This is a genomic window from Microcystis protocystis FBCC-A270 (genome assembly GCF_050500235.1).
GTDB classification, from domain to species: domain Bacteria; phylum Cyanobacteriota; class Cyanobacteriia; order Cyanobacteriales; family Microcystaceae; genus Microcystis; species Microcystis ichthyoblabe_A.
Window position 1 is genome coordinate 3,318,984 of the sequence record NZ_CP191407.1, and the last position, 23,948, is coordinate 3,342,931.

The 23,948-nt window shown below is 44.2% G+C and carries 24 protein-coding genes and 2 tRNA genes; 10 read left to right on the top strand and 16 right to left on the bottom strand.

Going from position 1 to position 23,948, the window contains the following annotated elements; genetic code table 11:
* Positions 1-117: 117 nt before the first annotated feature.
* The 10 genes from ACQY1X_RS16140 to ACQY1X_RS16185 all read right to left on the bottom strand — a co-directional run bounded on the left by ACQY1X_RS16140 (position 118) and on the right by ACQY1X_RS16185 (position 6,172).
* Positions 118-471 (bottom strand): DUF5615 family PIN-like protein, encoded by a 354-nt coding sequence (locus ACQY1X_RS16140; RefSeq protein WP_002774633.1) that lies wholly within the window; start codon positions 469-471, stop codon positions 118-120.
* Positions 472-479: 8 nt separating this feature from the next.
* The gene (locus tag ACQY1X_RS16145; RefSeq protein WP_002738186.1) at positions 480-800 is read right to left on the bottom strand and encodes a DUF433 domain-containing protein; all 321 of its coding nucleotides are present in this window, start codon (positions 798-800) and stop codon (positions 480-482) included.
* A gap of 141 nt (positions 801-941) precedes the next feature.
* Positions 942-1,235, bottom strand: coding sequence for a hypothetical protein (locus ACQY1X_RS16150; RefSeq protein ID WP_103113357.1), 294 nt, complete (start codon positions 1,233-1,235; stop codon positions 942-944).
* A gap of 157 nt (positions 1,236-1,392) precedes the next feature.
* On the bottom strand, positions 1,393-1,872 hold the full coding sequence (locus ACQY1X_RS16155) for a hypothetical protein (RefSeq protein ID WP_271935263.1): 480 nt from the start codon (positions 1,870-1,872) through the stop codon (positions 1,393-1,395).
* 168 nt (positions 1,873-2,040) lie between these two features.
* Positions 2,041-2,346: a hypothetical protein gene (locus ACQY1X_RS16160; RefSeq protein WP_002774627.1), complete on the bottom strand. Its 306-nt coding sequence runs from the start codon at positions 2,344-2,346 to the stop codon at positions 2,041-2,043.
* A gap of 481 nt (positions 2,347-2,827) precedes the next feature.
* Entirely contained in the window at positions 2,828-3,202 is a 375-nt protein-coding gene (locus ACQY1X_RS16165; RefSeq protein ID WP_002774625.1) for an SDR family oxidoreductase, read from the bottom strand.
* A gap of 11 nt (positions 3,203-3,213) precedes the next feature.
* Positions 3,214-3,450, bottom strand: coding sequence for a hypothetical protein (locus tag ACQY1X_RS16170; RefSeq protein WP_002736310.1), 237 nt, complete (start codon positions 3,448-3,450; stop codon positions 3,214-3,216).
* 287 nt (positions 3,451-3,737) lie between these two features.
* Positions 3,738-4,484, bottom strand: coding sequence for a Uma2 family endonuclease (locus tag ACQY1X_RS16175; RefSeq protein WP_430013130.1), 747 nt, complete (start codon positions 4,482-4,484; stop codon positions 3,738-3,740).
* Positions 4,485-4,518: 34 nt separating this feature from the next.
* A complete protein-coding gene (locus tag ACQY1X_RS16180; RefSeq protein WP_430014883.1) occupies positions 4,519-5,328 on the bottom strand; it encodes a Uma2 family endonuclease in 810 nt (269 codons plus the stop codon).
* A 34-nt stretch (positions 5,329-5,362) separates the two neighbouring features.
* Complete coding sequence (locus ACQY1X_RS16185) at positions 5,363-6,172, bottom strand: Uma2 family endonuclease (protein WP_430014884.1); 810 nt, start codon at positions 6,170-6,172, stop codon at positions 5,363-5,365.
* Between the two features lie 201 nt (positions 6,173-6,373).
* Between ACQY1X_RS16185 and ACQY1X_RS16190 the strand changes: the two genes are divergently transcribed.
* Positions 6,374-6,901 carry a hypothetical protein gene (locus tag ACQY1X_RS16190; RefSeq protein ID WP_002774313.1) on the top strand — a complete coding sequence of 176 codons (528 nt, stop codon included), beginning with the start codon at positions 6,374-6,376 and terminating at the stop codon, positions 6,899-6,901.
* A gap of 387 nt (positions 6,902-7,288) precedes the next feature.
* On the opposite strand, the gene ACQY1X_RS16195 is transcribed toward ACQY1X_RS16190, so the two are convergent.
* On the bottom strand, positions 7,289-7,741 hold the full coding sequence (locus ACQY1X_RS16195) for an SRPBCC family protein (RefSeq protein WP_002774315.1): 453 nt from the start codon (positions 7,739-7,741) through the stop codon (positions 7,289-7,291).
* A gap of 104 nt (positions 7,742-7,845) precedes the next feature.
* On the opposite strand from ACQY1X_RS16195, the gene ACQY1X_RS16200 reads away from it, so the two are divergent.
* The 3 genes from ACQY1X_RS16200 (at position 7,846) to ACQY1X_RS16210 (ending at position 9,586) form a co-directional block, all read left to right on the top strand.
* On the top strand, positions 7,846-8,208 hold the full coding sequence (locus tag ACQY1X_RS16200) for a cupin domain-containing protein (RefSeq protein WP_002744462.1): 363 nt from the start codon (positions 7,846-7,848) through the stop codon (positions 8,206-8,208).
* A gap of 5 nt (positions 8,209-8,213) precedes the next feature.
* Positions 8,214-9,059: a prephenate/arogenate dehydrogenase gene (locus ACQY1X_RS16205; RefSeq protein WP_430013132.1), complete on the top strand. Its 846-nt coding sequence runs from the start codon at positions 8,214-8,216 to the stop codon at positions 9,057-9,059.
* A 68-nt stretch (positions 9,060-9,127) separates the two neighbouring features.
* A complete protein-coding gene (locus ACQY1X_RS16210) occupies positions 9,128-9,586 on the top strand; it encodes a nitrate reductase associated protein (RefSeq protein WP_103113360.1) in 459 nt (152 codons plus the stop codon).
* 108 nt (positions 9,587-9,694) lie between these two features.
* Here ACQY1X_RS16210 and ACQY1X_RS16215 read toward each other — a convergent pair whose 3' ends face one another.
* Positions 9,695-9,886 (bottom strand): DUF2949 domain-containing protein, encoded by a 192-nt coding sequence (locus ACQY1X_RS16215; protein WP_002738067.1) that lies wholly within the window; start codon positions 9,884-9,886, stop codon positions 9,695-9,697.
* 269 nt (positions 9,887-10,155) lie between these two features.
* Here ACQY1X_RS16215 and ACQY1X_RS16220 point away from each other — a divergent pair, with 269 nt between their 5' ends.
* Positions 10,156-11,133, top strand: a complete 978-nt coding sequence (locus ACQY1X_RS16220; RefSeq protein ID WP_430013133.1) for a glycosyltransferase — start codon at positions 10,156-10,158, stop codon at positions 11,131-11,133.
* A gap of 68 nt (positions 11,134-11,201) precedes the next feature.
* Here the strand turns inward: ACQY1X_RS16220 and gmd are convergent, their stop codons facing one another.
* The gene (gmd, locus tag ACQY1X_RS16225; RefSeq protein ID WP_002737034.1) at positions 11,202-12,284 is read right to left on the bottom strand and encodes a GDP-mannose 4,6-dehydratase; all 1,083 of its coding nucleotides are present in this window, start codon (positions 12,282-12,284) and stop codon (positions 11,202-11,204) included.
* Between the two features lie 301 nt (positions 12,285-12,585).
* On the opposite strand from gmd, the gene rpsT reads away from it, so the two are divergent.
* The 4 genes from rpsT (at position 12,586) to ACQY1X_RS16245 (ending at position 21,405) form a co-directional block, all read left to right on the top strand.
* Positions 12,586-12,879, top strand: a complete 294-nt coding sequence (gene rpsT / locus ACQY1X_RS16230) for a 30S ribosomal protein S20 (protein WP_002737368.1) — start codon at positions 12,586-12,588, stop codon at positions 12,877-12,879.
* 50 nt (positions 12,880-12,929) lie between these two features.
* The gene (locus ACQY1X_RS16235; RefSeq protein WP_430014885.1) at positions 12,930-13,709 is read left to right on the top strand and encodes a TatD family hydrolase; all 780 of its coding nucleotides are present in this window, start codon (positions 12,930-12,932) and stop codon (positions 13,707-13,709) included.
* 153 nt (positions 13,710-13,862) lie between these two features.
* Positions 13,863-17,174, top strand: coding sequence for a DNA-directed RNA polymerase subunit beta (gene rpoB, locus ACQY1X_RS16240; protein ID WP_430014886.1), 3,312 nt, complete (start codon positions 13,863-13,865; stop codon positions 17,172-17,174).
* 223 nt (positions 17,175-17,397) lie between these two features.
* A complete protein-coding gene (locus ACQY1X_RS16245; RefSeq protein ID WP_430015744.1) occupies positions 17,398-21,405 on the top strand; it encodes a DNA-directed RNA polymerase subunit beta' in 4,008 nt (1,335 codons plus the stop codon).
* Positions 21,406-21,594: 189 nt separating this feature from the next.
* Here ACQY1X_RS16245 and ACQY1X_RS16250 read toward each other — a convergent pair.
* The 3 genes from ACQY1X_RS16250 to ACQY1X_RS16260 all read right to left on the bottom strand — a co-directional run bounded on the left by ACQY1X_RS16250 (position 21,595) and on the right by ACQY1X_RS16260 (position 22,415).
* Positions 21,595-21,668 (bottom strand) — tRNA-Pro (locus tag ACQY1X_RS16250).
* Positions 21,669-21,708: 40 nt separating this feature from the next.
* The gene (locus ACQY1X_RS16255) at positions 21,709-22,224 is read right to left on the bottom strand and encodes a GNAT family N-acetyltransferase (protein WP_002736326.1); all 516 of its coding nucleotides are present in this window, start codon (positions 22,222-22,224) and stop codon (positions 21,709-21,711) included.
* A 106-nt stretch (positions 22,225-22,330) separates the two neighbouring features.
* Positions 22,331-22,415: transfer RNA gene (locus ACQY1X_RS16260), tRNA-Ser, on the bottom strand.
* Between the two features lie 755 nt (positions 22,416-23,170).
* Here ACQY1X_RS16260 and ACQY1X_RS16265 point away from each other — a divergent pair.
* Positions 23,171-23,932: a peptidylprolyl isomerase gene (locus ACQY1X_RS16265; RefSeq protein WP_002791139.1), complete on the top strand. Its 762-nt coding sequence runs from the start codon at positions 23,171-23,173 to the stop codon at positions 23,930-23,932.
* The last annotated feature ends 16 nt before the right edge of the window (positions 23,933-23,948 follow it).

Below are 23,948 nucleotides of genomic sequence, written 5' to 3' on the forward strand. Positions count from 1 at the left end.
ACTTTTTGCCTTGCCCGAATGCACAATTGGTTATACCTTTCTGTATCTTCTAATACCCAATTAATTCCCTGTGCCAAGTCTTCCACCTACAAGGGTTTGGCCAGATAGCGTAGCCACTTAAAATGGAAAAGTCATAATCTGATTGATCCATTCCTCAGCCGTAGATGCTTCCCACACTAAGATAATTGCATCGATCGCTTCGCCGATTGGAAGATTCTGAGAAAGAATTAGAACACCAGAACTCGTTTGCGACAAGATGAATTGACCAAACTCAGTCGGCATGGTTTTGCGATCGTGCGTGACCAGCACCCTACCATCCCGTGCTGCAATGGTTAAAACTTCTGGATCTTTTATTCCTTCAAGCCCTGCTTCATTGGCTGACTGAAAATCCAGATTTGGTTGTCCGCGGATTGCGCCAGTCACAATTGCCTGTCTGAGATCGGCATCAGCTTGAAAGCGAATTTTTGTCATGCTGCTTTCTACTTCTTGGCTTGAGCCGCCTTCAATTTTTGGTACAGCAAAGGACTCTTTTCTCTACAAGACTGTTGTAGTCGCTGAAACTCGGCTTCACCCTTTTTCAGATAGGCATCGACAAGCTCTCGATTGGCCAGATAGAAAGCGATCGCACCATAAACCTGTTCGAGGGAAAGGATTGGGAAATTTTGGGCAATGCTTTCGGGCGATTCTCCGTTTAAGAAAGAATAGACAACTGAATCAAGGGAGATACGAGTTCCTTCGAGCCAATATTCTTCGTCTCGTTGCTCGATGTACTGTTTTGTTGGGATGGGGGCTAATTTCATAGGAGCAATGTTGCTGTTTAGCTAAAGGGATAAGAAATCGCATTACCAAGTAGGAATACCATTGCTAGGACTGGAGCATAGATTTTTGGAGATGTCTATTTCTTATGATGATATTAGCGTCGAGAACGAGGAATTTGAGTCTCACCCACCTAAATCCTTTCTCTGATTCGCTCTGTCCGCTTCACACATCTGACGAAACTCACGAACAATATCGTCCTCGGAAATTCCTTTTTGACTTAACAGGTACTCAAATTGAGCGGCCACCGCTTGTAAGGCAGCGATATCGGCGCTTTTACTCCTCTGTTTAACGGGGAAATAGAACCCAACAGTATGACCGTGACGTAGTACCTCAACGGGAGTCTCACCGTATATGTATTTAGGGAGTTCGCTCCGAAATTCTCGCACCCCAATTTTCTCAATGTCATGCTTATCCATAGTCTCTCTCGTTGTGTACACATTATGTACATAGGGTAGCACTATTTGAGAAAGGATATCAACAAACAACTTTACTCATGTTTTACCAGATTAAATTTTTAATCTGGTTTAAAGAAAATGCCATCCATTTGCAACATCCTTCCAAATTTTATTATTTTCATTTATTACTTATAATCTTTTTGATTAAGAGCTTCATTTTTGCTTTAGTTGCTTGAACAAGGTTTCCAATATAATAAAAATCTCTTAATTGTTTATAATACAGAAATCTCATCACGCTTTTACCCCTTCCCTGACAATGAATGCACAAAAATTTTATCTCTTTATTTAAATTTTTATTATATCCATAAGGAATTCCATTTTTGAATATAAGTTTTTTTAAACCAAATTGCATTTGGTATTCATCCTCTAAGTAATTAGTTGATGAATTAATATTGTGATCTAGTGTCATATTATTATTTATGACTGTAGTAAGATTAGCCACTTTGGGATTGTCTTTAGACCATAGATATAATAGAGTCATGTCTATAATTCCTCTTAGCTTATGATTATCAATATGCCATTGCCATTTAGCTTCTAGCTTATCTCGTATGTTTTTATTGCTGTATGCTTCAATACAAAAATCCGTAAAATCCTCCAATGCCTCAAGGGTTCAATATGAAAAATGAGGAGAAGATGCCCATCTAAAATTATCTTGATTTTTAGGAGTAGATGTCATTAAAGCAGCTATACAATCATTAGGTAAGATTGGATAAACTTCCTCTGAATAATTTGCAAAGGTCATGGCATCACTATCTACTAGAAATATTCATCTATGATCGTTCTCTTTCATCCATTTTCCCAACACAAACATACGTTTCCAAACGGGAATCTCATATTTTTTCGAGTAATCGGACATCTCAACGTAGCATTTCTGAAAATTTTCATATTTATCAAACTCTACTAGAGTGGTATCCCAATGATTTTGCCAAAAATCTTTATTAGTGTCATCTCCTATAAGCACAACTTTATTATTAAAGTTTGCCGCTGATTTCAAGGCAAATTTTAAATAATTTGGCTTACCGCCAAAATGGGCAATAATTACAGGAATTTCTAAGGTTTCTATTGATTTCACGGTTTAATAACCTCCATTTTTTGAATTAAGTTCTGAGTTCTGGAATCTGGTCGTTGCGCTGTTAGGACACTTCAAGGAATCAAGGTTATTGAGAATGATCGAGGAATTTATGCGCTTTTAGGCTTCTGTTATTGAAAAGAGAGGCAATTTTTCGAGGTTGCTTATATTACAATATCTCATTATACAGCTTCAAATACTTAGATGCTTGAATCTCAAGAGTAAATTCTTGCTCCACTTTTTGCCTTGCTCGAATGCACAATTAGTTATACCTTTCTGTATCTTCTAATACCCAATTAATTCCCCGTGTCAAGTCTTCCACCTCGAAGGGTTTGGCCAGATAACCATTCTCTTGATGTTTGATCATATCGCTCTTCTGGAACTTTCGGAAATCCCTGACCGAATCCAGATTCTGAAACCCTTGGTTGACGAGTGATCGCTAACTTTTTTTCTAATAAAAACTCAAATTTCGGGTTTCTGTTAGTTAGCGATAGCTTGAAGGTGGGTCTATTGGACTGATGGTGATCGGACTGGCTTGACTGGCAGCATGAATGATAAAATCTATTTTCAAGTCTAAACAAATCGGACTAGAAACATCCTGCTCAATTAACTCTAAATCGGTTCTATTCTGGTAAAACTCCAATCGTTTTAATGCTTTCTCCTTATTTCTGACTAAGCCAATAACTTTGATAGAAGAATGTCTTTTTTGTTCATTCAAATAGAGCAAGGTTTCCACGATGTAAGCTGGTAAAAATCCATTGGCTCCCGAAATAAAAACTGTTTTCCCTGCCAAAGTTTGCCAAGGTAAATCAGCTGCAATAATTTGCCTCAAATCTTGTTCAACAATTTTATGTCTCATAATTTTCTAACTCAGAAAAATATTGGTTTGTGATCCCGAATAATATCTAGTATCCCATCGAGGATAGATTTCCTTGTCGATGCTTTTAAGTCTAGCTGATCATTAGCCCAGATAAAACTTTCTAATAACCAACAGCCAAAAAAGCCTGTACCTCCGGTAATAAATATCCGCTGTCCCCGCAATTCTTCCCAGAGGTCTTTAGTGTGGGCAAGAATGTGATTTAAGTCATTTGTTAGGTTAGGTTGCATCTTTAGCCAATCCATTTCGTAGAAAAAGACAAATCGACACAAAAATCAAAAGCAATAGATTTTTACATTCACTTTATCCAATGGGATAAGAAAAGGGTAACTCAAAAAAGAGATAACAAACAAGTCTATTATATTGTCTAATCATAAAAAACATCCAAAAAAATAAAAATGTTCCAAAAAATGCCAACAATGCAAATTTACCTACTCTAACATCTCCTCCGTTAATCCTAGAAATACCCCGATCCAGAAGATACATTCTATGATTTTATCAGCATTTGACAAGTATGCTACAAGGTTTCTGGTTCAACGCCTAATTCTCTTAATTTTTCAGCTAATTTTTGTCTTAACATTCGCTCCTGTTCGAGTTGATATTCAGTTTGTGTGACTCGTTCACTCCCCCATAATAACAGATTTCCCGACTTATCCCACCAGCGCAACCAATTAGTAGTAAATTCAGCTTTGCTTCCTTGCCAGATACCGATAAACAAATTAAGTTCTTTTATCCAGTAACGATTATTCTCATCTGGCAACTGCTGCTCATACTTTCCTGCCACTAAACAATAAACATCTAATTCTCCTGTTTTTGGCTGAAATATTCCATAGACAGGTACTTGTAAGATTTGCTCGTAAAAATACCATTTTCCATAGGGATAGTGAGGGTTGATGGAATATTCACCCTCTTCGGTTTCCGAGATAAACTCTAGGACGATGGTAGGAATTTCTCCTTCAATGTGGGGAGTATAACTGCGCCGAATTGTTCCGCTAGGAATCGGTTTTACCGAGGGAATATAAACCCAATCAGGCGCTTTGACAACAGTTTGAGTTTTAACGGTAGCACACAAGCCAAAATTAGAGGCAATTAGCATCGATTCTAGAATTAATCCTGCTAATTCTAGGGATTCGCGTAAAGCTGCTGCTAAGAGAGGTTGCAAGTTGTTGTCCACAGGTTCGTCAGGTAGAATAAAATCATCTGGCAGTTTTTCCCAAGTAATAGTTGGTAAGGAGTTTGACTGAAGTAGTTGCATGGCTGTCATAAGTAATTTTACTAATTCAAATATCTAAAATGGGCTATAGATTCTCAGGATTAACTCCCAACTCTTTTAACTTTTGCACCAAACGTTGGCGAGAAATTTGTTCTCGCTCAAGTTCTAACTCAGCTTGTTCGGCTCGTTGCTTTTCCTGCTCGGTTCGTTGCTTTTCCTGCTCGGTTCGTTGCTTTTCCTGCTCTACTAACTCATTGCCCCATAATAACAGATTTCCCAACTTATCCCACCAGCGCAACCAATTAGTAGTAAATTCAGCTTTGCTTCCTTGCCAGATACCGATAAACAAATTAAGTTCTTTTATCCAGTAACGATTATTCTCATCTGGCAACTGCTGCTCATACTTTCCTGCCACTAAACAATAAACATCTAATTCTCCTGTTTTTGGCTGAAAAATTCCATAGACAGGTACTTGTAAGATTTGCTCGTAAAAATACCATTTTCCATAGGGATAGTGAGGGTTGATGGAATATTCACCCCCTTCGGTTTCCGAGATAAACTCTAGGACGATGGTAGGAATTTCTCCTTCAATGTGGGGAGTATAACTGCGCCGAATTGTTCCGCTAGGAATCGGTTTTACCGAGGGAATATAAACCCAATCAGGCGCTTTGACAACAGTTTGAGTTTTAACGGTAGCACACAAGCCAAAATTAGAGGCAATTAGCATCGATTCTAGAATTAATCCTGCTAATTCTAGGGATTCTCGTAAAGCTGCTGCTAAGAGAGGTTGCAAGTTGTTGTCCACAGGTTCGTCAGGTAGAATAAAATCATCTGGCAGTTTTTCCCAAGTAATAGTTGGTAAGGAGTTTGACTGAAGTAGTTGCATGGCTGTCATAAGTAATTTTACTAATTCAAATATCTAAAATGGGCTATAGATTCTCAGGATTAACTCCCAACTCTTTTAACTTTTGCACCAAACGTTGGCGAGAAATTTGTTCTCGCTCAAGTTCTAACTCAGCTTGTTCGGCTCGTTGCTTTTCCTGCTCGGCTCGTTGCTTTTCCTGCTCGGTTCGTTGCTTTTCCTGCTCTACTAACTCATTGCCCCATAATAACAGATTTCCCGACTTATCCCACCAGCGCAACCAATAGGCTGTCACTTCAGCTTTTTTTCCCTGCCAGACTCCCAAAAATAAGTTAATCTCTGCTATCCAGTAACGATTATTCTCATCTGGCAACTGCTGCTCATACTTTCCTGCCACTAAACAATAAACATCTAATTCTCCTGTTTTTGGCTGAAATATTCCATAGACAGGTACTTGTAAGATTTGCTCGTAAAAATACCATTTTCCATAGGGATAGTGAGGGTTGATGGAATATTCACCCCCTTCGGTTTCCGAGATAAACTCTAGGACGATGGTAGGAATTTCTCCTTCAATGTGGGGAGTGTAACTGCGCCGAATTGTTCCGCTAGGAATCGGTTTTACCGAGGGAATATAAACCCAATCAGGCGCTTTGACAACAGTTTGAGTTTTAACGGTAGCACACAAGCCAAAATTAGAGGCAATTAGCATCGATTCTAGAATTAATCCTGCTAATTCTAGGGATTCGCGTAAAGCTGCTGCTAAGAGAGGTTGCAAGTTGTTGTCCACAGGTTCGTCAGGTAGAATAAAATCATCTGGCAGTTTTTCCCAGGTGATTATCGTTGATTTTGTCGGTAAATCAATAGCAGATGGTGTCATGTTTATCTCTTTTTCATTAAGAAAAGCCAAGAATACTTAAAAAGTCGGTTTTCCCTTAATCACCCTTGTCAAATGGTTTATCTAGGCAATCAAGTGTTTTTTTGAATGACAATATATCGATTTTCAATGTCGTAGTTTCGGCTATTTTTTTTCGGCATTTCTCTATACATAGTCATCAAAAAATATCGAGGCAATAAAACAATGATCGGCTTTTTTGCGATTACTTGGATAATTTTTATCTACGCTTCCTCTAATTATCCTGATGAGCATTTTTATTCCCATCGTAAAATCTTACTCTGGTTTGCTTCTATACTTCTGGCGATCGCCAGCCTAGCCTATCTAAACTTGACTAAGACTTTCCACAGGATCCTCGCTCTAGTTCTAGCAATTATCATCGGCTATTCTATCGCAACTAATCTGTATTTTAATCAACGTTATCTTGCTAGTAAATACGGTTCCGAAAGACTCCTATCCGTGGCCGATACAGTGGAAATTATCAATCAGATTCCGGTCGGTTCAACCCTTTGCGATCCAGCTAAGAAAGGCAAAAGAAAAGAGCATGGTCAGTATGATTATATCGATACCTTTATGACCAAAAGAGAGCTAATGATCACCAATGCCTGCCCATCGGGTAGTTATTACATACAGCCGAAATTTAAAATGGCTATGCAAATGAACGATTTATTTCCAATTTTTACCCTCGTCAAAACTCCCCCTATCGCCCGATGACTTCCCTTCTGGAAACCCCAGAAGCCTATCTCTATAAAATCGAGTAGAAATACCTCAACCATGATAGCGGAATTTGCTTGGGATATTCTTAGGAAGTTTTCCTTTTAGGGAGTCGGTTGTCAGCAATTTCATAGCCAAGACGAAAAGTCCATTAAAAAGGGTGCATCTCAATAAACTCACTGACCACGATGCGCCCCTACCATAATATTATGGTAGGGGCGCATTGCATTCGCCCTCTTTTAATAACTGCTGCTGATCACTACAAGTACGAGAGAGCCACAAATATGAGATGCAGCCGATTAAAATGGACTAAAGTTCTTGTACCTAGTCGGTGACTGACTAGAGCCATCGGACAAAAAATAAATTCCCTAACTGCGGATGATTAGCTCACCTTGGCGGCGTATTATTGACAATATTGAGCGCATAAAGGCGAAAACGCTCTAGATCAGCTTGCAGGGTTGATTCCACCACTCGACCGAGGAAAAGATTATCCATCAATTTTCCTAACCAACCCGGTATAGCATAGGCTGCTGTCAGTCGCACAATACTCCTACCATGACGGTCATAAAAACGAATCGCCCCGCGGTTAGGCAACCCGTCCACGGATTCCCATTGAATCATCTGATGGGGGACAATTTTCATTATCCGTGACAACCAAGTAAATTCTAGACCACCACTGGCTAACTTCCAACGGGAAAGTTCTGGCTCCTCCTCGAGAATTTTCACCGATTCGATCCATTTCATCCAGTGGGGCATTTGTTCTAAATCTGACCAGAGTTCCCAAACCAGATCGATCGGCGCGTCCACTTCTACCTGTACACTATGTTCTAACCAAGTCATTCGTTAATTCTGGCGATGCTGAATATTTCTATGATAACGGCTATTAGTCTTTAGCTTTTCACTCAATGATAAAATAAAAACAATCTTCGAGGTTTAATTTTACTATGTTAATCAGAAAACTGCTCGAATGTGAGGAATTCATCGCCGGTGATCATACCCGATTGCGTGAGTTATTGCATCCCGATAAACAGCCGTTAAATCTACGTTATAGTTTAGCCCACGCGCGGGTAGATGTGGGGGAAACTTCTACTCCCCACGCTTTAAAAACTGCGGAAGTTTATTATATTCTCCAAGGACAAGGAGAAATGCACATCGATGAGGAAGTGCAATTAGTGACTGTCGGTGCTGCCATTTATATACCTCCTCTAGCTAAACAATATATTCATAATTGTGGAGAGGAACCCTTAATTTTCCTGTGCATTGTTGATCCAGCTTGGCGACTGGAAGACGAAATTATCTTTGAGTAAAAATAATGAATATTGGGATTATTGGACTGGGTTTAATTGGTGGTTCCTTGGGGTTAGATTTCCGCGCACAAGGTTATAAGGTTTTGGGAGTTTCCCGTCAACCATCCACCTGTGATATCGCTGTACAAAAAGGAGTGGTAGATGAATCTAGTATCAATTTAGAATTATTAGCCACTGCCGATTTAATCTTTATTTGTACTCCCATACATTTAATTGTGCCAACTTTGGAAAAATTAACTCCCTATTTAAAAACCGAAGCCATTGTCACCGATGTGGGATCAGTTAAAGGGGCAATTGTGGACAATTGTAGTCAATTATGGCCGAATTTTGTCGGTAGTCATCCCATGGCTGGGAAAACCGAACAGGGAATTAATGCTGCACAATCGGGTTTATTTGTCAATACCCCATATCTGATTACTCCCCTTGAATCTACTCCTAACTGTGCCGTGGAAATCTTAACCGAAATAGTACGACAATTAGGCTGTAAAATTTATTATTCCTCCCCCGAAGAACACGATCAAGCCGTGGCATGGATTTCCCATCTGCCAGTAATGATTAGTACCAGTTTAATCCAGGCTTGTGGGAAAGAACAAGATCCGAATATTCGCCAATTAGCGGAAAATTTAGCTAGTTCTGGTTTTCGCGATACCAGTCGCGTCGGTGCTGGCAATCCCGAATTAGGTTTAATGATGGCTAAATACAATCGTCAAGCTTTATTGATATCCTTGAAAAATTATCGTCAAAATCTTGATCAAATTATTGACTATATTGCAGGAGAAACATGGCAGGAACTAGAAGAAATTCTCATATCGAGTCATCAATATCGAGCCAATTTTCTTCAATCAAAATAACATTTTTTCTAACAATTATACCCCAGCACTGTATTATAGATTTATCCTCAGTAAATCAATGAAATAATATGAACACCTTTTTTGACTTTGAAGCCGAATTTGTTGAATCCTTACGTTGCATACCGATGGCCGTGAGAATGAAACTAGATACCTGTGGAGTTAAATTAAAATTATCCCATTGGATGCAGTTGAGTCAACCAGAAAGAATGGTGTTAGTTAATATGGCTTGTACGACGGCAGCAGAAGCTGCAATTTATCGAGATTTTCTACAAAAATTAATCACGGAAAAAACTGGCAATCCCGCAGGAGAACTAGCAATAGATCCCCATCCTCCTTGGCTAAATGATAGCCAGATTCCTGATACAGTCCGAGAAAAAGCTAGAGAATTACAGATTGAAATTAGTTTAGAACAATGGCAAAAATTGCAACCATTCCAACGTTTTGCCCTGATTAAACTCAGTCGTCCCAGTCACGAAAATCTCAACTTTTATCCAGCCCTCAAAGAGTTCCATATAGTCGATGTCTAACTCAAGAACCTATGCCAGATTAATTAAGTCCCTTCCTATCTTACTATCATGACAAGCAAAAAGGCGATCGAGTCGATAAATTAGTATTTTAGACCAGATCGATCTCGATTATACCGTTTCCATCCAGTCAAAAACTTGATTCAATTGCGACAAATCAATTAAACCGTACTGCCATAAAACCATCGGCAAAGAACCCACCGATGCTTCACAGAGACGCACAGCCATATCGAGGGAACGGGGGGAAATTGCTAATTTTTCCAAGAGGAAAGTGCGGAGTTGTTTTTGTTGATGAGCTTCCATGATTAAAGATCATTTATAATGACAATCTGATTATTGAATAACTTATCCTCTATTAAAAAGAGATGCTTCCCTCACGGGGATCACCCAATTGGGTGATTTTGTCCAGCAATCACAATAATTTAAGAATTTATCCATAATATGTCCTACTATCCCGAAATTGCTAGTGGGGATATCAACACTTTATTTACTTAGAAAAACGATAAAGGGGAACTTTTGGGATAAGCTATTGATAACCTAGTTTTTGCTCGAGTAGGAGAGAATTGCCCCCAATGAGTCATGCTCCTCAAGTTTCCGTGATTATTCCTTGCTATAATCACGGTCGCTATCTTGATGATGCGATCGCATCTGTTTTAGTGCAAACATACCAAAACCTTGAAGTCCTTGTCATTGATGATGGATCCACAGAACCAGAAACCATCGAGGTTTTACAAAATTATCAACAGCCAAAAACTAGGATCATCCGCACAGAAAATCAAGGGGTTGCCGCAGCCAGAAATCTAGGAATTGCCCAAGCGCAAGGAACTTATATTCTTCCTCTCGATGCCGATGATAAAATTGCCGATTCCTATCTAGAAAAAGCGGTTACTTTGCTAGAAAGTAATCAGCAATTAGGTATAGTTTATTGCGAAGCGGAGTATTTTGGGGATAGACAAGGAACTTGGCCGCTGCCTGAGTATAAATTTCCCGATATATTAGTAGATAATATGATATTTTGCTCCGGTTTGTTTCGGAAATCCGATTGGGAAACTGTGGGGGGATATAATAGCAATTTAATTTATGGTTGGGAAGATCACGATTTCTGGCTATCGCTGATCGAATTAGGTCGAGAAGTCTATCGTATCCCAGAAGTGTTATTTTTCTATCGACAAAAAGCTGATTCTATGAGTCGCTCAATGACCGCAGAACACTATATCTATTCCTACACCCAACTTTTTTATAATCATCCCCAACTTTACTCCCAAAATATCCAAGCCATTTTTGCTGCTTTAGTCACCTTAAAAGTTGATATATTCGCTCAGTTGGAACAGGCTAGAGAACGAATTAAACAATTAGAAATTCATGAACAAGAATTGCAACAAGACTTGCAAAAAAACCAATTAGATTATCGAGAAAGAGACGAGGAATTACAAAAAGCTGAGAGTAAAATAGCCGCCATGGAAAAAAGTAAATTCTGGCAAATGAGAAGGGCTTGGATTAAAATGCAAAAATTGCTAGGTTTGCTGGAAAAAGACCCGATTTACTCCTAAAAGTCAGGTAAAAATGGCCATGGATCAAGACGGGGGTGGGTTGCCCTTCCCTAACCCACCCGACTTTGTTAATCGACGGCAATTAAGGAACGATTGCGAAGATAAGCCAAATCTTTTAATAACTGTCCGCTATCACCACCGTTATTAAGATTAATCCCCAAAGCCGCTAAATCCGCATCTACCATTAATTTTACCAGTCCCTCGAACGTCACCGACGGCTGCCAGCCTAATTTCTCTCTGGCTTTTGTAGAATCTCCTATCAATAAATCCACTTCCGCTGGACGCAAATAACGTTGATCAAACTCCACATAATCCTGCCAATTTAAATTAACGTATTGGAAAGAAATATCGAGAAACTCCCGGATAGAATAGGTTTCATTGGTCGCCACCACATAATCATCAGGTTCTTGCTGTTGTAACATTAACCACATCGCCCGCACATAATCCTTAGCATAACCCCAATCCCGTTTAGAATCGAGATTTCCTAGATAGAGTTTTTTCTGTTGTCCGGCAATAATTCGGGCCAAAGCGCGGGTAATTTTGCGCGTGACAAAAGTTTCTCCCCGACGGGGGGATTCATGGTTAAATAAAATGCCGTTACAGGCAAATAAGTCGTAGGATTCCCGATAGTTGATTGTTTGCCAGTGACCGTAAACTTTGGCGCAAGCGTAGGGACTGCGAGGATAAAATGGCGTGGTTTCTTTTTGGGGAACTTCCATGACTTTCCCGAACATTTCCGAGGAACCTGCTTGATAGAAACGCACTTCGATGCCGGTTCTTTTTTGGTAATCCCGAATTGCTTCTAGTAATCTTAAAACTCCCACCCCCACAGCATCAACGGTGTATTCTGGAGCATCAAAACTAACTCGCACATGGGATTGGGCCCCTAAATTATACACTTCTACCGGTTGCACTTGTTCGAGGATACGCCGCAGGGTTGTCCCGTCGGTGAGGTCGCCATAATGAAGAAATAATTTAGCATCGGGCTGGTGGGGGTCAATGTAGATATGATCGATGCGATCAGTGTTAAAAGTTGAAGTACGACGGATGATACCGTGGACTTCATAGCCTTTTTCTAATAATAATTCGCTTAGATAGGAACCATCTTGACCGGTGATGCCGGTAATTAGGGCGCGTTTAGCTTCAGTCATCAGTAATTTACCTAATCGGAAAGAATAAAGACCAGGGCAGGGTCTGACTGCTTATAGCACACTTTAGCCCCTCATGACAAGTTTGGCGATTAGTTATCGGGACAGTCTTGACAAGATTCCCTGAACCTGAACTCAGGTTTGGCAGTCCCTTTAACCCTTAATCCTTTCCCATCTGTGGAGTCCAAATCCTGAAAATATCTCTTCTTGTCGGGAAAACTCTTGCCACAAATAGCACAAATCTGTTATGATGGTTTGTCTGTGTCCCGATCAACCATACCAGTATTGAGAACAAGAAACGACTGTGGCTAATACAAAGTCTGCACTCAAACGAGTCCAAATCTCCGAAAGAAATCGACTACGCAACAAAGCGTACAAGTCAGCCGTAAGAACCCTGATCAAAAAATGTCTTGTCGCTGTCTCGGCCTACGGAGCCAACCCCAGCCCAGAAGGGCTAGAAAGCGCCCAACAAGCTCTATCAGAAGCTTACAGTAAAATCGATAAAGCCGTCAAGCGCAACGTCTTGCACCGGAACAACGGTGCTAGAAAAAAAGCCGGTTTAGCCAAAGCTTTGCAAAAAGTTAGCCAAGCTTCCTAAGGAACAAGTAAGCTGTAATCAGGACAGACGCAACAAGCGATCGGGGGTCGATGCAATTAATAGATACGCACGTTCATCTGAACTTTGACGTTTTGCAAGCCGACTTGCCCGCTATCTCCGAACGTTGGCGAAGTGTGGGAGTCGTTCATCTGGTTCACTCCTGTGTTGAACCAGAGGAATTTGCGGCGATTAAAGCCATTGCTGATCAATTTGAGGAAATTTCCTTCGCCGTCGGTTTACATCCCCTAGATGCCCAAAAATGGCGAGATAATAGTGCCGAGCAGATCGAATCCCTAGCCCGATCTGATCGGCGCGTCGTGGCGATCGGGGAAATGGGGTTAGACTTCTATAAAGCGGATAACCAAGAGCATCAAAAACGGGTGTTTTGGACGCAATTGGAAATCGCCCATCGTCTCGATAAACCCGTGATTATCCATTGTCGAGATGCGGCTAAGGAAATGCGGGAGGAAATCAGTGCCTTTCGGCAACAAGTGGGCAAAATTCGCGGCGTGATGCACTGCTGGACTGGCAACCCCGAAGAAACTCAATGGTTTTTAGATTTGGGTTTTTACATCAGCTTTAGCGGCATTGTCACCTTCAAAAACAGTAAAACCGTGCAAGCTGCCGCCCAAATTGTCCCCAGCGATCGCCTACTGATCGAAACCGATTGCCCCTTTCTCTCACCCAATCCCCACCGAGGTAAACCTTGTGAACCCTCTTTCGTCTTCCATGTAGCCGAAACCGTCGCCCGTCTGCGCGGCTATCCGGTCGAAACCCTAGCCGAACAAACCACCCACAACGCCCGCAAATTATTTCAACTCCCCAGTTAAAAAACATAGTTTATTAGACAGGAGAAAGGAGTCAGGAGTCAGGAGAAAGCTTTCATTTATTCTCCGGTGTTCCCCTACTCCCCCATCACCCATCCCCTCACCGCTCACTGATATCCGACCGTCGCTATCGTGTCATCAGCCCTTGTAACCATAATGAACAATCTTACCTTTAACCTCTTACCCGACCTCATCGAAATCCAACACTCCAGTTTTCGGTGGTTTTTGGAAGAAGGACTAATCGAGGAACTGAACAGCTTTTCCCCCATCAGCGACTATACAGGTAAATTAGAACTACATTTCCTCGGCCAGGACTACAGACTCAAAGAACCGAAATACAACGTCGATGAAGCCAAACGACGTGATAGCACCTATTCCGTTCAGATGTACGTTCCTACCCGTCTAATCAACAAAGAAACGGGAGAAAACATCGAACAGGAAGTGTTTATCGGCGATTTACCCCTGATGACCGAACGGGGAACCTTTATCATTAACGGGGCCGAACGAGTCATCGTCAATCAGATCGTCCGTTCCCCCGGTGTTTACTACAAAGCCGAAATCGACAAAAACGGTCGCCGTACCTACTCCGCTTCCCTGATTCCCAACCGAGGAGCTTGGTTAAAATTTGAAACCGACAAAAACGGCTTAGTCTGGGTCAGAATCGACAAAACCCGCAAATTATCCGCCCAAGTTCTCCTGAAAGCGATCGGATTGAGCGATAACGAAATCTTTGACTCCCTACGCCATCCCGAATTTTACCAAAAAACCCTCGACAAAGAAGGCAATCCCACCGAAGAAGAGGCACTCCTCGACCTGTACCGCAAACTACGCCCCGGGGAACCTCCCACCGTCACCGGCGGACAACAACTGCTCGAATCGCGCTTTTTTGACAATAAACGCTACGATCTCGGTCGCGTTGGTCGTTATAAACTCAACAAAAAACTACGCCTCAACGTCCCCGATAACCAGCGCGTTCTCACCACCACCGACATCTTATCGGCGATCGACTACCTAATTAACCTCGAATTTGACATCGGCAACACCGACGACATCGACCACCTCGGCAACCGTCGCGTCCGTTCCGTGGGTGAACTGCTCCAAAACCAAGTGCGAGTAGGTTTAAACCGCTTAGAAAGAATCATTCGGGAACGGATGACCGTCAGCGAATCCCAAAACCTCACCCCCGCTTCCCTAGTCAACCCGAAACCCCTAGTAGCGGCGATTAAAGAATTCTTTGGTTCCTCGCAACTCTCCCAGTTCATGGATCAAACCAACCCCCTAGCGGAATTGACCCATAAACGCCGCATTTCCGCCCTTGGACCTGGCGGTCTGACCCGGGAACGGGCCGGTTTTGCCGTGCGCGACATCCACCCCTCCCACCACGGTCGCATTTGTCCGGTGGAAACCCCAGAAGGTCCCAACGCCGGTTTAATCGGTTCCCTGGCCACCTACGCTCGCGTCAACGACTACGGTTTTATTGAAACCCCCTGTTATGCGGTGGAAAATGGCCGAGTACGCTATGATCTCCCCGTTAAATACCTCACCGCCGACGAAGAAGACGATCTCAGAGTCGCACCGGGAGACGTGGCCACCGATGAAAATGGTTATATCCTCGGCGAAACTATCCCAGTGCGCTATCGGCAGGAATTCTCCACCACCTCCCCCGAACAAGTGGACTACGTTTGTGTTTCCCCCGTGCAAATTGTCTCGGTGGCCACTTCCCTGATTCCCTTCCTCGAACACGACGACGCTAACCGCGCCCTCATGGGTTCTAATATGCAACGACAAGCGGTTCCCCTGCTGCGTCCCGAACGTCCCCTGGTGGGTACTGGATTGGAAGCACAGGCCGCTCGCGACTCTGGCATGGTCATCGTTTCGCGTACCAATGGGGTCGTTTCCTACGTCGATGCTAACCGGATTCGCATCAAAGTGGCGGATGAAGACAAAGATATTTTTGGCAAGAGCGAGATCGAGTACGAAATTCAGAAATATCAACGCTCTAACCAAGATACCTGCCTAAATCAGCGTCCTTTAGTCTATCAAGGTGAACAGGTTGTGCCGGGGCAGATCCTCGCCGATGGTTCCGCCACCGAAGGAGGAGAAATCGCCCTCGGACAGAATATCCTCGTCGCCTATATGCCCTGGGAAGGCTATAACTACGAAGATGCGATTTTAATCAGTGAAAGACTGGTGGCACAAGACACCTACACCAGTATCCACATTGAAAAATACGAAATCGAAGCCCGTCAAACTAAACTTGGGCCAGAGGAAATCACCAGGGAAATTCCCAACGTCGGTGAAGATGCCCTGCGAAACCTCGATGAACGCGGCATTATTCGCATCGGTGCCTGGGTAGAAGCCAGCGATATCCTCGTCGGGAAAGTCACCCCGAAAGGCGAATCGGATCAACCACCCGAAGAAAAACTACTGCGGGCAATTTTCGGCGAAAAGGCCCGGGATGTACGCGATAACTCCCTGCGCGTTCCCAACGGCGAAAAAGGCCGGGTAGTGGATGTGCGCGTATTTACCCGCGAACAGGGAGATGAATTACCCCCTGGGGCCAATATGGTGGTAAGGGTTTACGTTGCCCAAAAACGCAAAATCCAAGTGGGCGATAAAATGGCGGGTCGTCACGGCAATAAAGGGATTATTTCTCGGATTCTGCCCCTAGAAGATATGCCCTACCTCCCCGATGGTCGTCCCGTCGATATCGTTCTCAATCCCCTAGGGGTTCCCAGTCGCATGAACGTCGGTCAGGTGTTTGAATGTTTACTGGGTTGGGCCGGCGAAAATCTGGGCGTGCGCTTTAAGATTACTCCTTTTGACGAAATGTATGGGGAAGAAGCCAGCCGTTTAACCGTTCACGGATTGCTAGAAAATGCCTCGAAAAAACCCAATCGCGATTGGGTGTTCAAGGAAGAACACGCCGGCAAAGTCACGGTTTACGATGGTCGCACCGGCGAACCCTTTGACCGTCCCGTTACCGTCGGTATGGCCTATATGTTAAAACTGGTTCACCTGGTTGATGATAAAATTCACGCCCGTTCTACCGGTCCCTACTCCTTGGTTACTCAGCAACCCTTGGGCGGTAAAGCTCAACAGGGTGGCCAGCGCTTCGGAGAAATGGAAGTCTGGGCCCTAGAAGCCTACGGGGCGGCCTATACTTTGCAGGAATTGCTAACGGTAAAATCCGATGATATGCAAGGACGGAATGAGGCTTTAAATGCGATCGTAAAAGGCAAGCCGATCCCCCGCCCAGGTACGCCAGAATCCTTTAAGGTTTTGATGCGAGAATTGCAATCCCTCGGTCTCGATATCGCCGTTCACAAGGTGGAAAATGCCCCCGATGGTACTTCCCGCGATGTGGAGGTGGATCTGATGGTCGATGTCGGTCGTCGCGCCCCCTCTCGCCCCACCTACGAATCCTTAACCACAGAAGACCTTGAGGAAGAAGAATCGGAAGTGTAATTTCAGTTATCAGTGAGCAGTAATCAGTAATCAGTGAGAAGTCAGGAGTCAGTAGTCAGGAGACAGGAGAGAATTTTCCAGGAAAAAGCAAAAAAAAGGACAGTAAAGTAAAAATTTGCCTATTCCCTATTCCCCGTTCCCTATTCCCTGTTCCCTTTTCTAACTGAATGCTGAATGCTGAATGCTGATAGCTAATAGCTGTTTACTTGTTACCCGGATCGAGATGTTTTATAACCAAACTGTTGACAAAGGAAAACTGAAAAAACTGATCGCTTGGGCCTATCAAAACTACGGTTCGGCGCGCTGTTCACAAATGGCCGATGAATTGAAAAACCTCGGTTTTCGTTTCGCTACCAAAGCAGGGGTTTCCATTAGTGTGGATGATTTAACCGTACCGCCGGCTAAACGACAAATGATCGAAAGTGCCGAACAGGAAATCCGGCAAACCGAACAGCGTTATGTGCGCGGGGAAATCACCGAAGTGGAACGCTTCCAAAAAGTAATCGATACTTGGAATAGTACATCTGAATCACTTAAAGATGAAGTAATTCGCAACTTCCAAGTTACCGATCCCCTCAACTCCGTCTATATGATGGCTTTCTCTGGAGCGCGGGGCAATATGAGCCAAGTGCGTCAGTTAGTGGGAATGCGGGGATTAATGGCTAATCCCCAAGGGGAAATTATCGACCTCCCGATTAAGACTAACTTCCGGGAAGGATTGACCGTTACCGAATACGTTATTTCCTCCTACGGGGCCCGCAAAGGTTTAGTTGATACAGCCTTACGGACGGCAGATTCCGGTTATCTGACCCGTCGTCTCGTCGATGTGTCCCAAGATGTCATCGTCCGCGAGGCCGATTGTGGCACCAATCGTTACATCGAATTAACCGCCATGACCGATGGCGATCGCGTGTTAATTCCCTTAAGCGATCGCCTATTAGGTCGTTCCCTGGCCGAAGATGTGGTGGTCAATGGAGAAGTGATCGCCACCCGCAACCAGATTATCGATGACGAAACCGCCGAAAAACTAGGGCGACTCGTCGATAAAATCAAAGTCCGCAGCCCCTTAACCTGTGAAGCGGCCCGCTCGGTTTGTCAAACCTGTTACGGTTGGAGTCTGGCCCACGGTCATCCGGTGGATATGGGGGAAGCAGTGGGAATTATTGCCGCCCAATCGATCGGGGAACCGGGGACTCAGTTAACCATGCGTACCTTCCACACCGGGGGTGTATTTACCGGAGAAGTGGCCCGGCAAGTGCGGAGTCCCTTCGAGGGAAGCGTGCGTTTTCTGCCGGGGTTAAGTATCCGTAACGTGCGAACTCGCCACGGAGATGAACGGGACCAGGTGGAGGCACCGGGGGAAATTAAATTAACACCCAAGGATAAAACTAAAGAAACTGTCACCTACTCTTTGACTCCTGGTTCGCTGCTATTCGTCACCGATGGGGCAACGGTAAGCGAGGAACAGTTACTAGCGGAAATAACCTCCGATAAAGTCCAAAAATCCACGGAAAAAGCCACAAAAGACGTAACCAGTGACTTAGCCGGCGAGGTGCTATTCTCCCAATTAGTCCCAGAGGAAAAAACCGATCGCCAAGGCAATACCACCCGCATCGCCCAACGGGGGGGATTACTATGGATTCTCTCCGGAGAAGTGTATAACTTGCCAACCGGGGCCGAACCTGTGGTCAGTAACGGCGATCAAGTACAAGTGGGGGATGTTTTAGCAGAAACTAAGCTGGTATCCACTAACGGCGGTTTGGTGCGTTTAGCCCCCAATAGCCGGGAAATCGATATCGTCACCGCTTCCGTGTCCTTGGATCAGGCCGAAGTAAAAGTAGAAAGTAGTGCCGGTCGGGAACAGTTTATTATTCATACGGGAGATGGTCAAAGCTTCCTACTGAAAACCACTCCGGGGACAAAAGTACAGAATCATGCCATTGTCGCCGAGTTAATCGATGATCGCTATCAAACCCACACCGGCGGCATGATTAAATACGTCGATATCGAAGTCGCCAAAGGCAGCCGTAAACAGGGTTATGAAATCACCAAAGGCGGCACGATCCTCTGGATTCCCGAAGAAACCCACGAAGTCAATAAAGATATTTCCCTCTTACAGGTGGAAGATGGGCAGTATGTGGAAGCAGGGGAAGAAGTGGTTAAAGACATCTTCTGTAACTGTAGCGGTGTGGTGGAAGTGATCCAGAAAAATGACATCCTCCGGGAGATTATTGTCAAACCAGGGCTGTTATTTATGGATATCGAACCGGAATCCTCCGGAATTGCCCAAGAACAGTTAATTTACCCCGGGACACAGTTGACTCCCGAAGTGACGATCGAGGAGTTACGGCAAGCGGAATGGGTGGAAACTAACGAGGGTTTGGGATTACTGCTGCGACCAGTACAGGAGTTCGCCGTAGAAGACCAATCCACTTCTCCCACCCAAGGTTCCGCTAACCAAGAAGGAGGACGACATATCGAACTGCGATCGGTGCAGCGCATTTTCTTTAAAGACGGGGAAAGAGTTAAATCCGTCGAGGGTTGTCAACTGATCAGCACCCAATTAGTCCTCGAAATTTCCAGCGAAGAACCAGAATCAGTCTCCCATCTGACGGCCGATATCGAGTTAGAACCGATTGAGGACAGGGATTGTCAGCGTTTACAGTTAGTTATTCTCGAATCCCTGGTGCTGCGTCGGGATAGTGATAATGATCCTTTAGGCGGTAATATTCAGACTCGCGTTCTCGTCCAAGATGGCGATGAAATCCCACCGGGGGCAGTGGTGGCCCGGACTGAGATTCAGTGTAAGGAAGCTGGAGAAATTCGCGGGATTCGCAAGGGTAGCGAACCGGTACGCCGTCTTTTAATTGTCAGTGACCGTGACGAGTTTATTCTCCCGCTCGCTGTTGCTCCCACCGTCAAAGCTGGGGATCTGGTAATCGCCGAAACCGAGATCGGCGCTGGAGTTTTAGCCCCCAATTCCGGTCAAGTGCTGGCCATTGACCAAACCACCACCGGCTATGAAATCCGTCTGCGTAAGGCCCGACCCTACCGAGTGTCGGCTGGAGCGATTCTGCACATCGATGAGGGGGATTTAGTCCAACGGGGCGATAATTTGGTGCTGTTGGTGTTTGAGCGCTCGAAAACCGGGGATATCATTCAAGGTTTACCCAGAATCGAAGAACTGCTCGAAGCACGCAAACCGAAGGAGGCTTGTGTACTAGCACGCAAACCGGGAGTTTGTCAAGTGGAGTATCAAGATTCTGAGATCGTCGATATTAAGGTGGTCGAGGATGACGGCACGATCAGTGAATATCCGCTTTTAGGCAGTCAAAACCCCCTGGTGAGCGATAATCAGCGTATCGATGTGGGTCAGGCGTTAACCGATGGTCAGGCTAATCCCCACGAGATTTTAGAGGTGTTCTTTAATTATTATGTGGATAGCTTGGGCAGTTACGAAGCGGCCCTAAAAGCCTTGGAAAAAACCCAGATGTTCCTCGTTGATCAGGTACAGTCGGTTTACCAATCCCAGGGGATCGATATTGCTGATAAACACATCGAAGTGATCGTGCGTCAGATGACTTCTAAGGTGCGGATCGATGACGGTGGTGATACCAGTATGTTACCCGGTGAATTGTTGGAATTGCGACAGGTGGAGACGGTAAATGAAGCCATGTCAATCACCGGTGGGGCGGCAGCTAAATATACGCCTGTACTACTGGGAATCACCAAGGCTTCCTTGAATACCGATAGCTTTATCAGTGCCGCCTCCTTCCAAGAAACCACCCGCGTCCTCACGGAAGCGGCGATCGAAGGCAAGTCCGACTGGTTACGCGGTCTCAAGGAAAACGTGATTATCGGTCGTCTGATTCCGGCGGGTACTGGCTTCAATGCCCACGAAAACATGGCGGGGGTCAGCGATTACACCCCCCCGGAGGAGGAATATAACTACAACAACAATCGTGGTTATTACGCTCCTCCCGGCGGCCTCGGTTTCCCCCCTCGTCCCGGTTTCGGCGACAGTAGTGAGGATAGCGATATGATTCTTGACGATCAAACCGCTCGCGCCTACGCTGAGGGTGATGTGGTCGATTTAGAGGATGATGAAATGGCTTTCCTATCTTCCCGCGGCAGCAGTCGCTTTAGTCGCCAACCCATCAGCGACAGCTGGTCAGAAGTCGATGAGGAAGGGGGAGAGGAGGATTTCGAGGGGGATTACGAAGAAGAATAATCGTCTGTAGATATCTTAAAAGGAGGAGTGGCAGGAAAAACCCTTGTTATTCCCCAAAAACCTCCTCCTTTTCCCGACAAACTCCCTAATTTTTTAGCTAACTCACCAGAGTTTGGCAATAAAAGAAGGCAGAATTTTTTGTCAACCAGAAAGGGTACAAGGTTGAGATTTGAAGAATTTTCTCTCAAGTCGGGATGACAGGATTTGAACCTGCGGCATCCTGCTCCCAAAGCAGGCGCGCTACCAAGCTGCGCTACATCCCGAAGTAAACTCTTTTTTTAGTATAGCCTAAGAGCCGCATTATTAATCGGGATACCAAAACATCCCTTTGATACCTTCGGGATCGAGAACAAAACCGAGACGACGATAGAAATCCACCACCTGCGGATCGGCGAAAAGAGTTATATTACTGATGTCCTCACCCCGCAACTTCCTGATCATAAATTTCATTAATGCTTTACCAAAGCCTTTACTTTGATAGTGAGGATGAACAACCACATCCCAGACCGTAGCATTAAAAGCGTGATCGGAAGTGGCACGAGCAAAACCCACTAAACGACGGCGATTACCTCGCACTTCCCACATCGACACCACTAAAAAACTACATTCGATCGCTTTTTTAACCTTGCGTAAAGGACGACGGGCCCAACCTACCGAGTCACAAAGTTCTTCTAACTCATATAGATCTAGCTCTCGATCGGTACTAAAAAATACTCGCGTCTGTCCGAGGTCATTCTGGGCAACCTCTACCAAGTCTCCCGAATAGTCAGGTGATGCAGTGACTTCCGAGCTATTAAATAATCTCTTCCAAAAAACCATGCCGGGGGGCTACTGCCTCAATATTATCCTTTTAGCCTAGTATATTTTATTTTCCCCTCTCTAAGAACAATCGGGCAACCGGAGTCCAAATGTGATTGGGTGAGTACGGAGAGGGTGGGATTTGAACCCACGAACCATTGCTGGTTACTCGATTTCAAGTCGAGCGCGATCGACCACTCTGCCACCTCTCCAAGGCAGCTAGACCTATATCCTATCATTAGATTCCTTGCATAAATCAAAAAATTTTCCGCAAATGAAAGGAAAAGGTGTGCATATTAGACCTCTTGCAGAAATCAAAAATCGTTGTTAGGGTTAGGAGTCAGTAGCCAGTAGTCAGTAGTCAGGAGAATTAAGAATGAATAATAATCAATTAAATGGTCTATTTACAGATTTTTAGCGTTGGCTGAATAAATCTGTTGGTGGAGTCAGGAGATAGGAGTCAGGAGTCAGTAGCCGGTCGTCAGGAGATAGGAGATAGGAGTCAGGAGTCAGGAGATTATTTTATTTATTCTCCCCACACCCCACACCCCACTTCCCACTTCCCACTTCCCACACCCCACACCCTGTCCCCACGAAAAACTTTTTCAGCAGACCTTGATTATGCAAGAGGTTTACTATCGGGTTAAAGATTAAAATTTCCCCTTTCCCCCTTCCCCGACTTCTGCAAGAGGTCTATTCTAGTACATTAGAAGTGTGATTAGGGGTTTCTGAGCAGGATGTTGGGCGGAGGCCGATAGGCCCGACTACTTCCCCTCACTACCCCCGCCGGGATGACCGACTTATTCCTTTAATTTCTGTAATTTTCGGCTTTCAAAGGGGAAAACTCAAATTAGAATAGGGAGGGGTGCCTTAAAATTGCTGTTTTGGCGTATAATCACCTCAATAAAATTTAGAAGCTCCTAGAGTTGATAGTTTTAAACATTTCTGTGAGGAAAATGTATTTATTATGAGTTCAATTATTGAAATCGGCGACCAAAAAATTAGCGAGTCAGAGGTATTGCCTCTTTTGGCAAAATATGGTATGTTACCCCAGTTAATCCGGGAAGTAATTATCGAACAAGCGATCGCCAATATCACCTGCAATCCCGAAGAAAGAAACGCGGCCTATTCCCGTTTCTATCAAAATAATCAAATTGCCAACGATGAGCAAATGAAATCTTGGTTACAACAAAACGGGATGGATTCCGAGCAACTAGAATATCTAATTCTGCGGGACATTAAATTAGAAAAATTTAAACAGGAGACTTGGGATAACAAAGTAGAATCCTACTTCTTGCAAGTCAAAAATCAATTGGATAAGGTGGTTTATTCCCTGATTCGGACAAAAAATATCGGCATTGCCCAAGAACTATTTTTCCGGATACAGGATCGAGAAAATAGCTTCGCTGAACTGGCCAAAAAATACTCCCAAGGATCAGAAGCGGAAACCGGAGGACTGCTTGGACCCGTGGAACTGAGCACTCCCCATCCCCAGATCGGGCAAATTCTCAAAGCAAGTAAACCGGGGCAACTGTGGCCACCGACGCAAGTGGGAGAATGGGTCGTGATTGTCCGGTTAGAAAAATATTTATCCTGTGAATTGGACCCTCCCACCCGTCAACGCTTACGGAATGATTTATTCCAACAATGGTTAATGACTCAAATGCAAACAGTGAAATCTATCCCCGAATCAACCCCAGTCAATAGCGAGCAGGGATCGATTACATAGCATTTCCTTGCAAAAC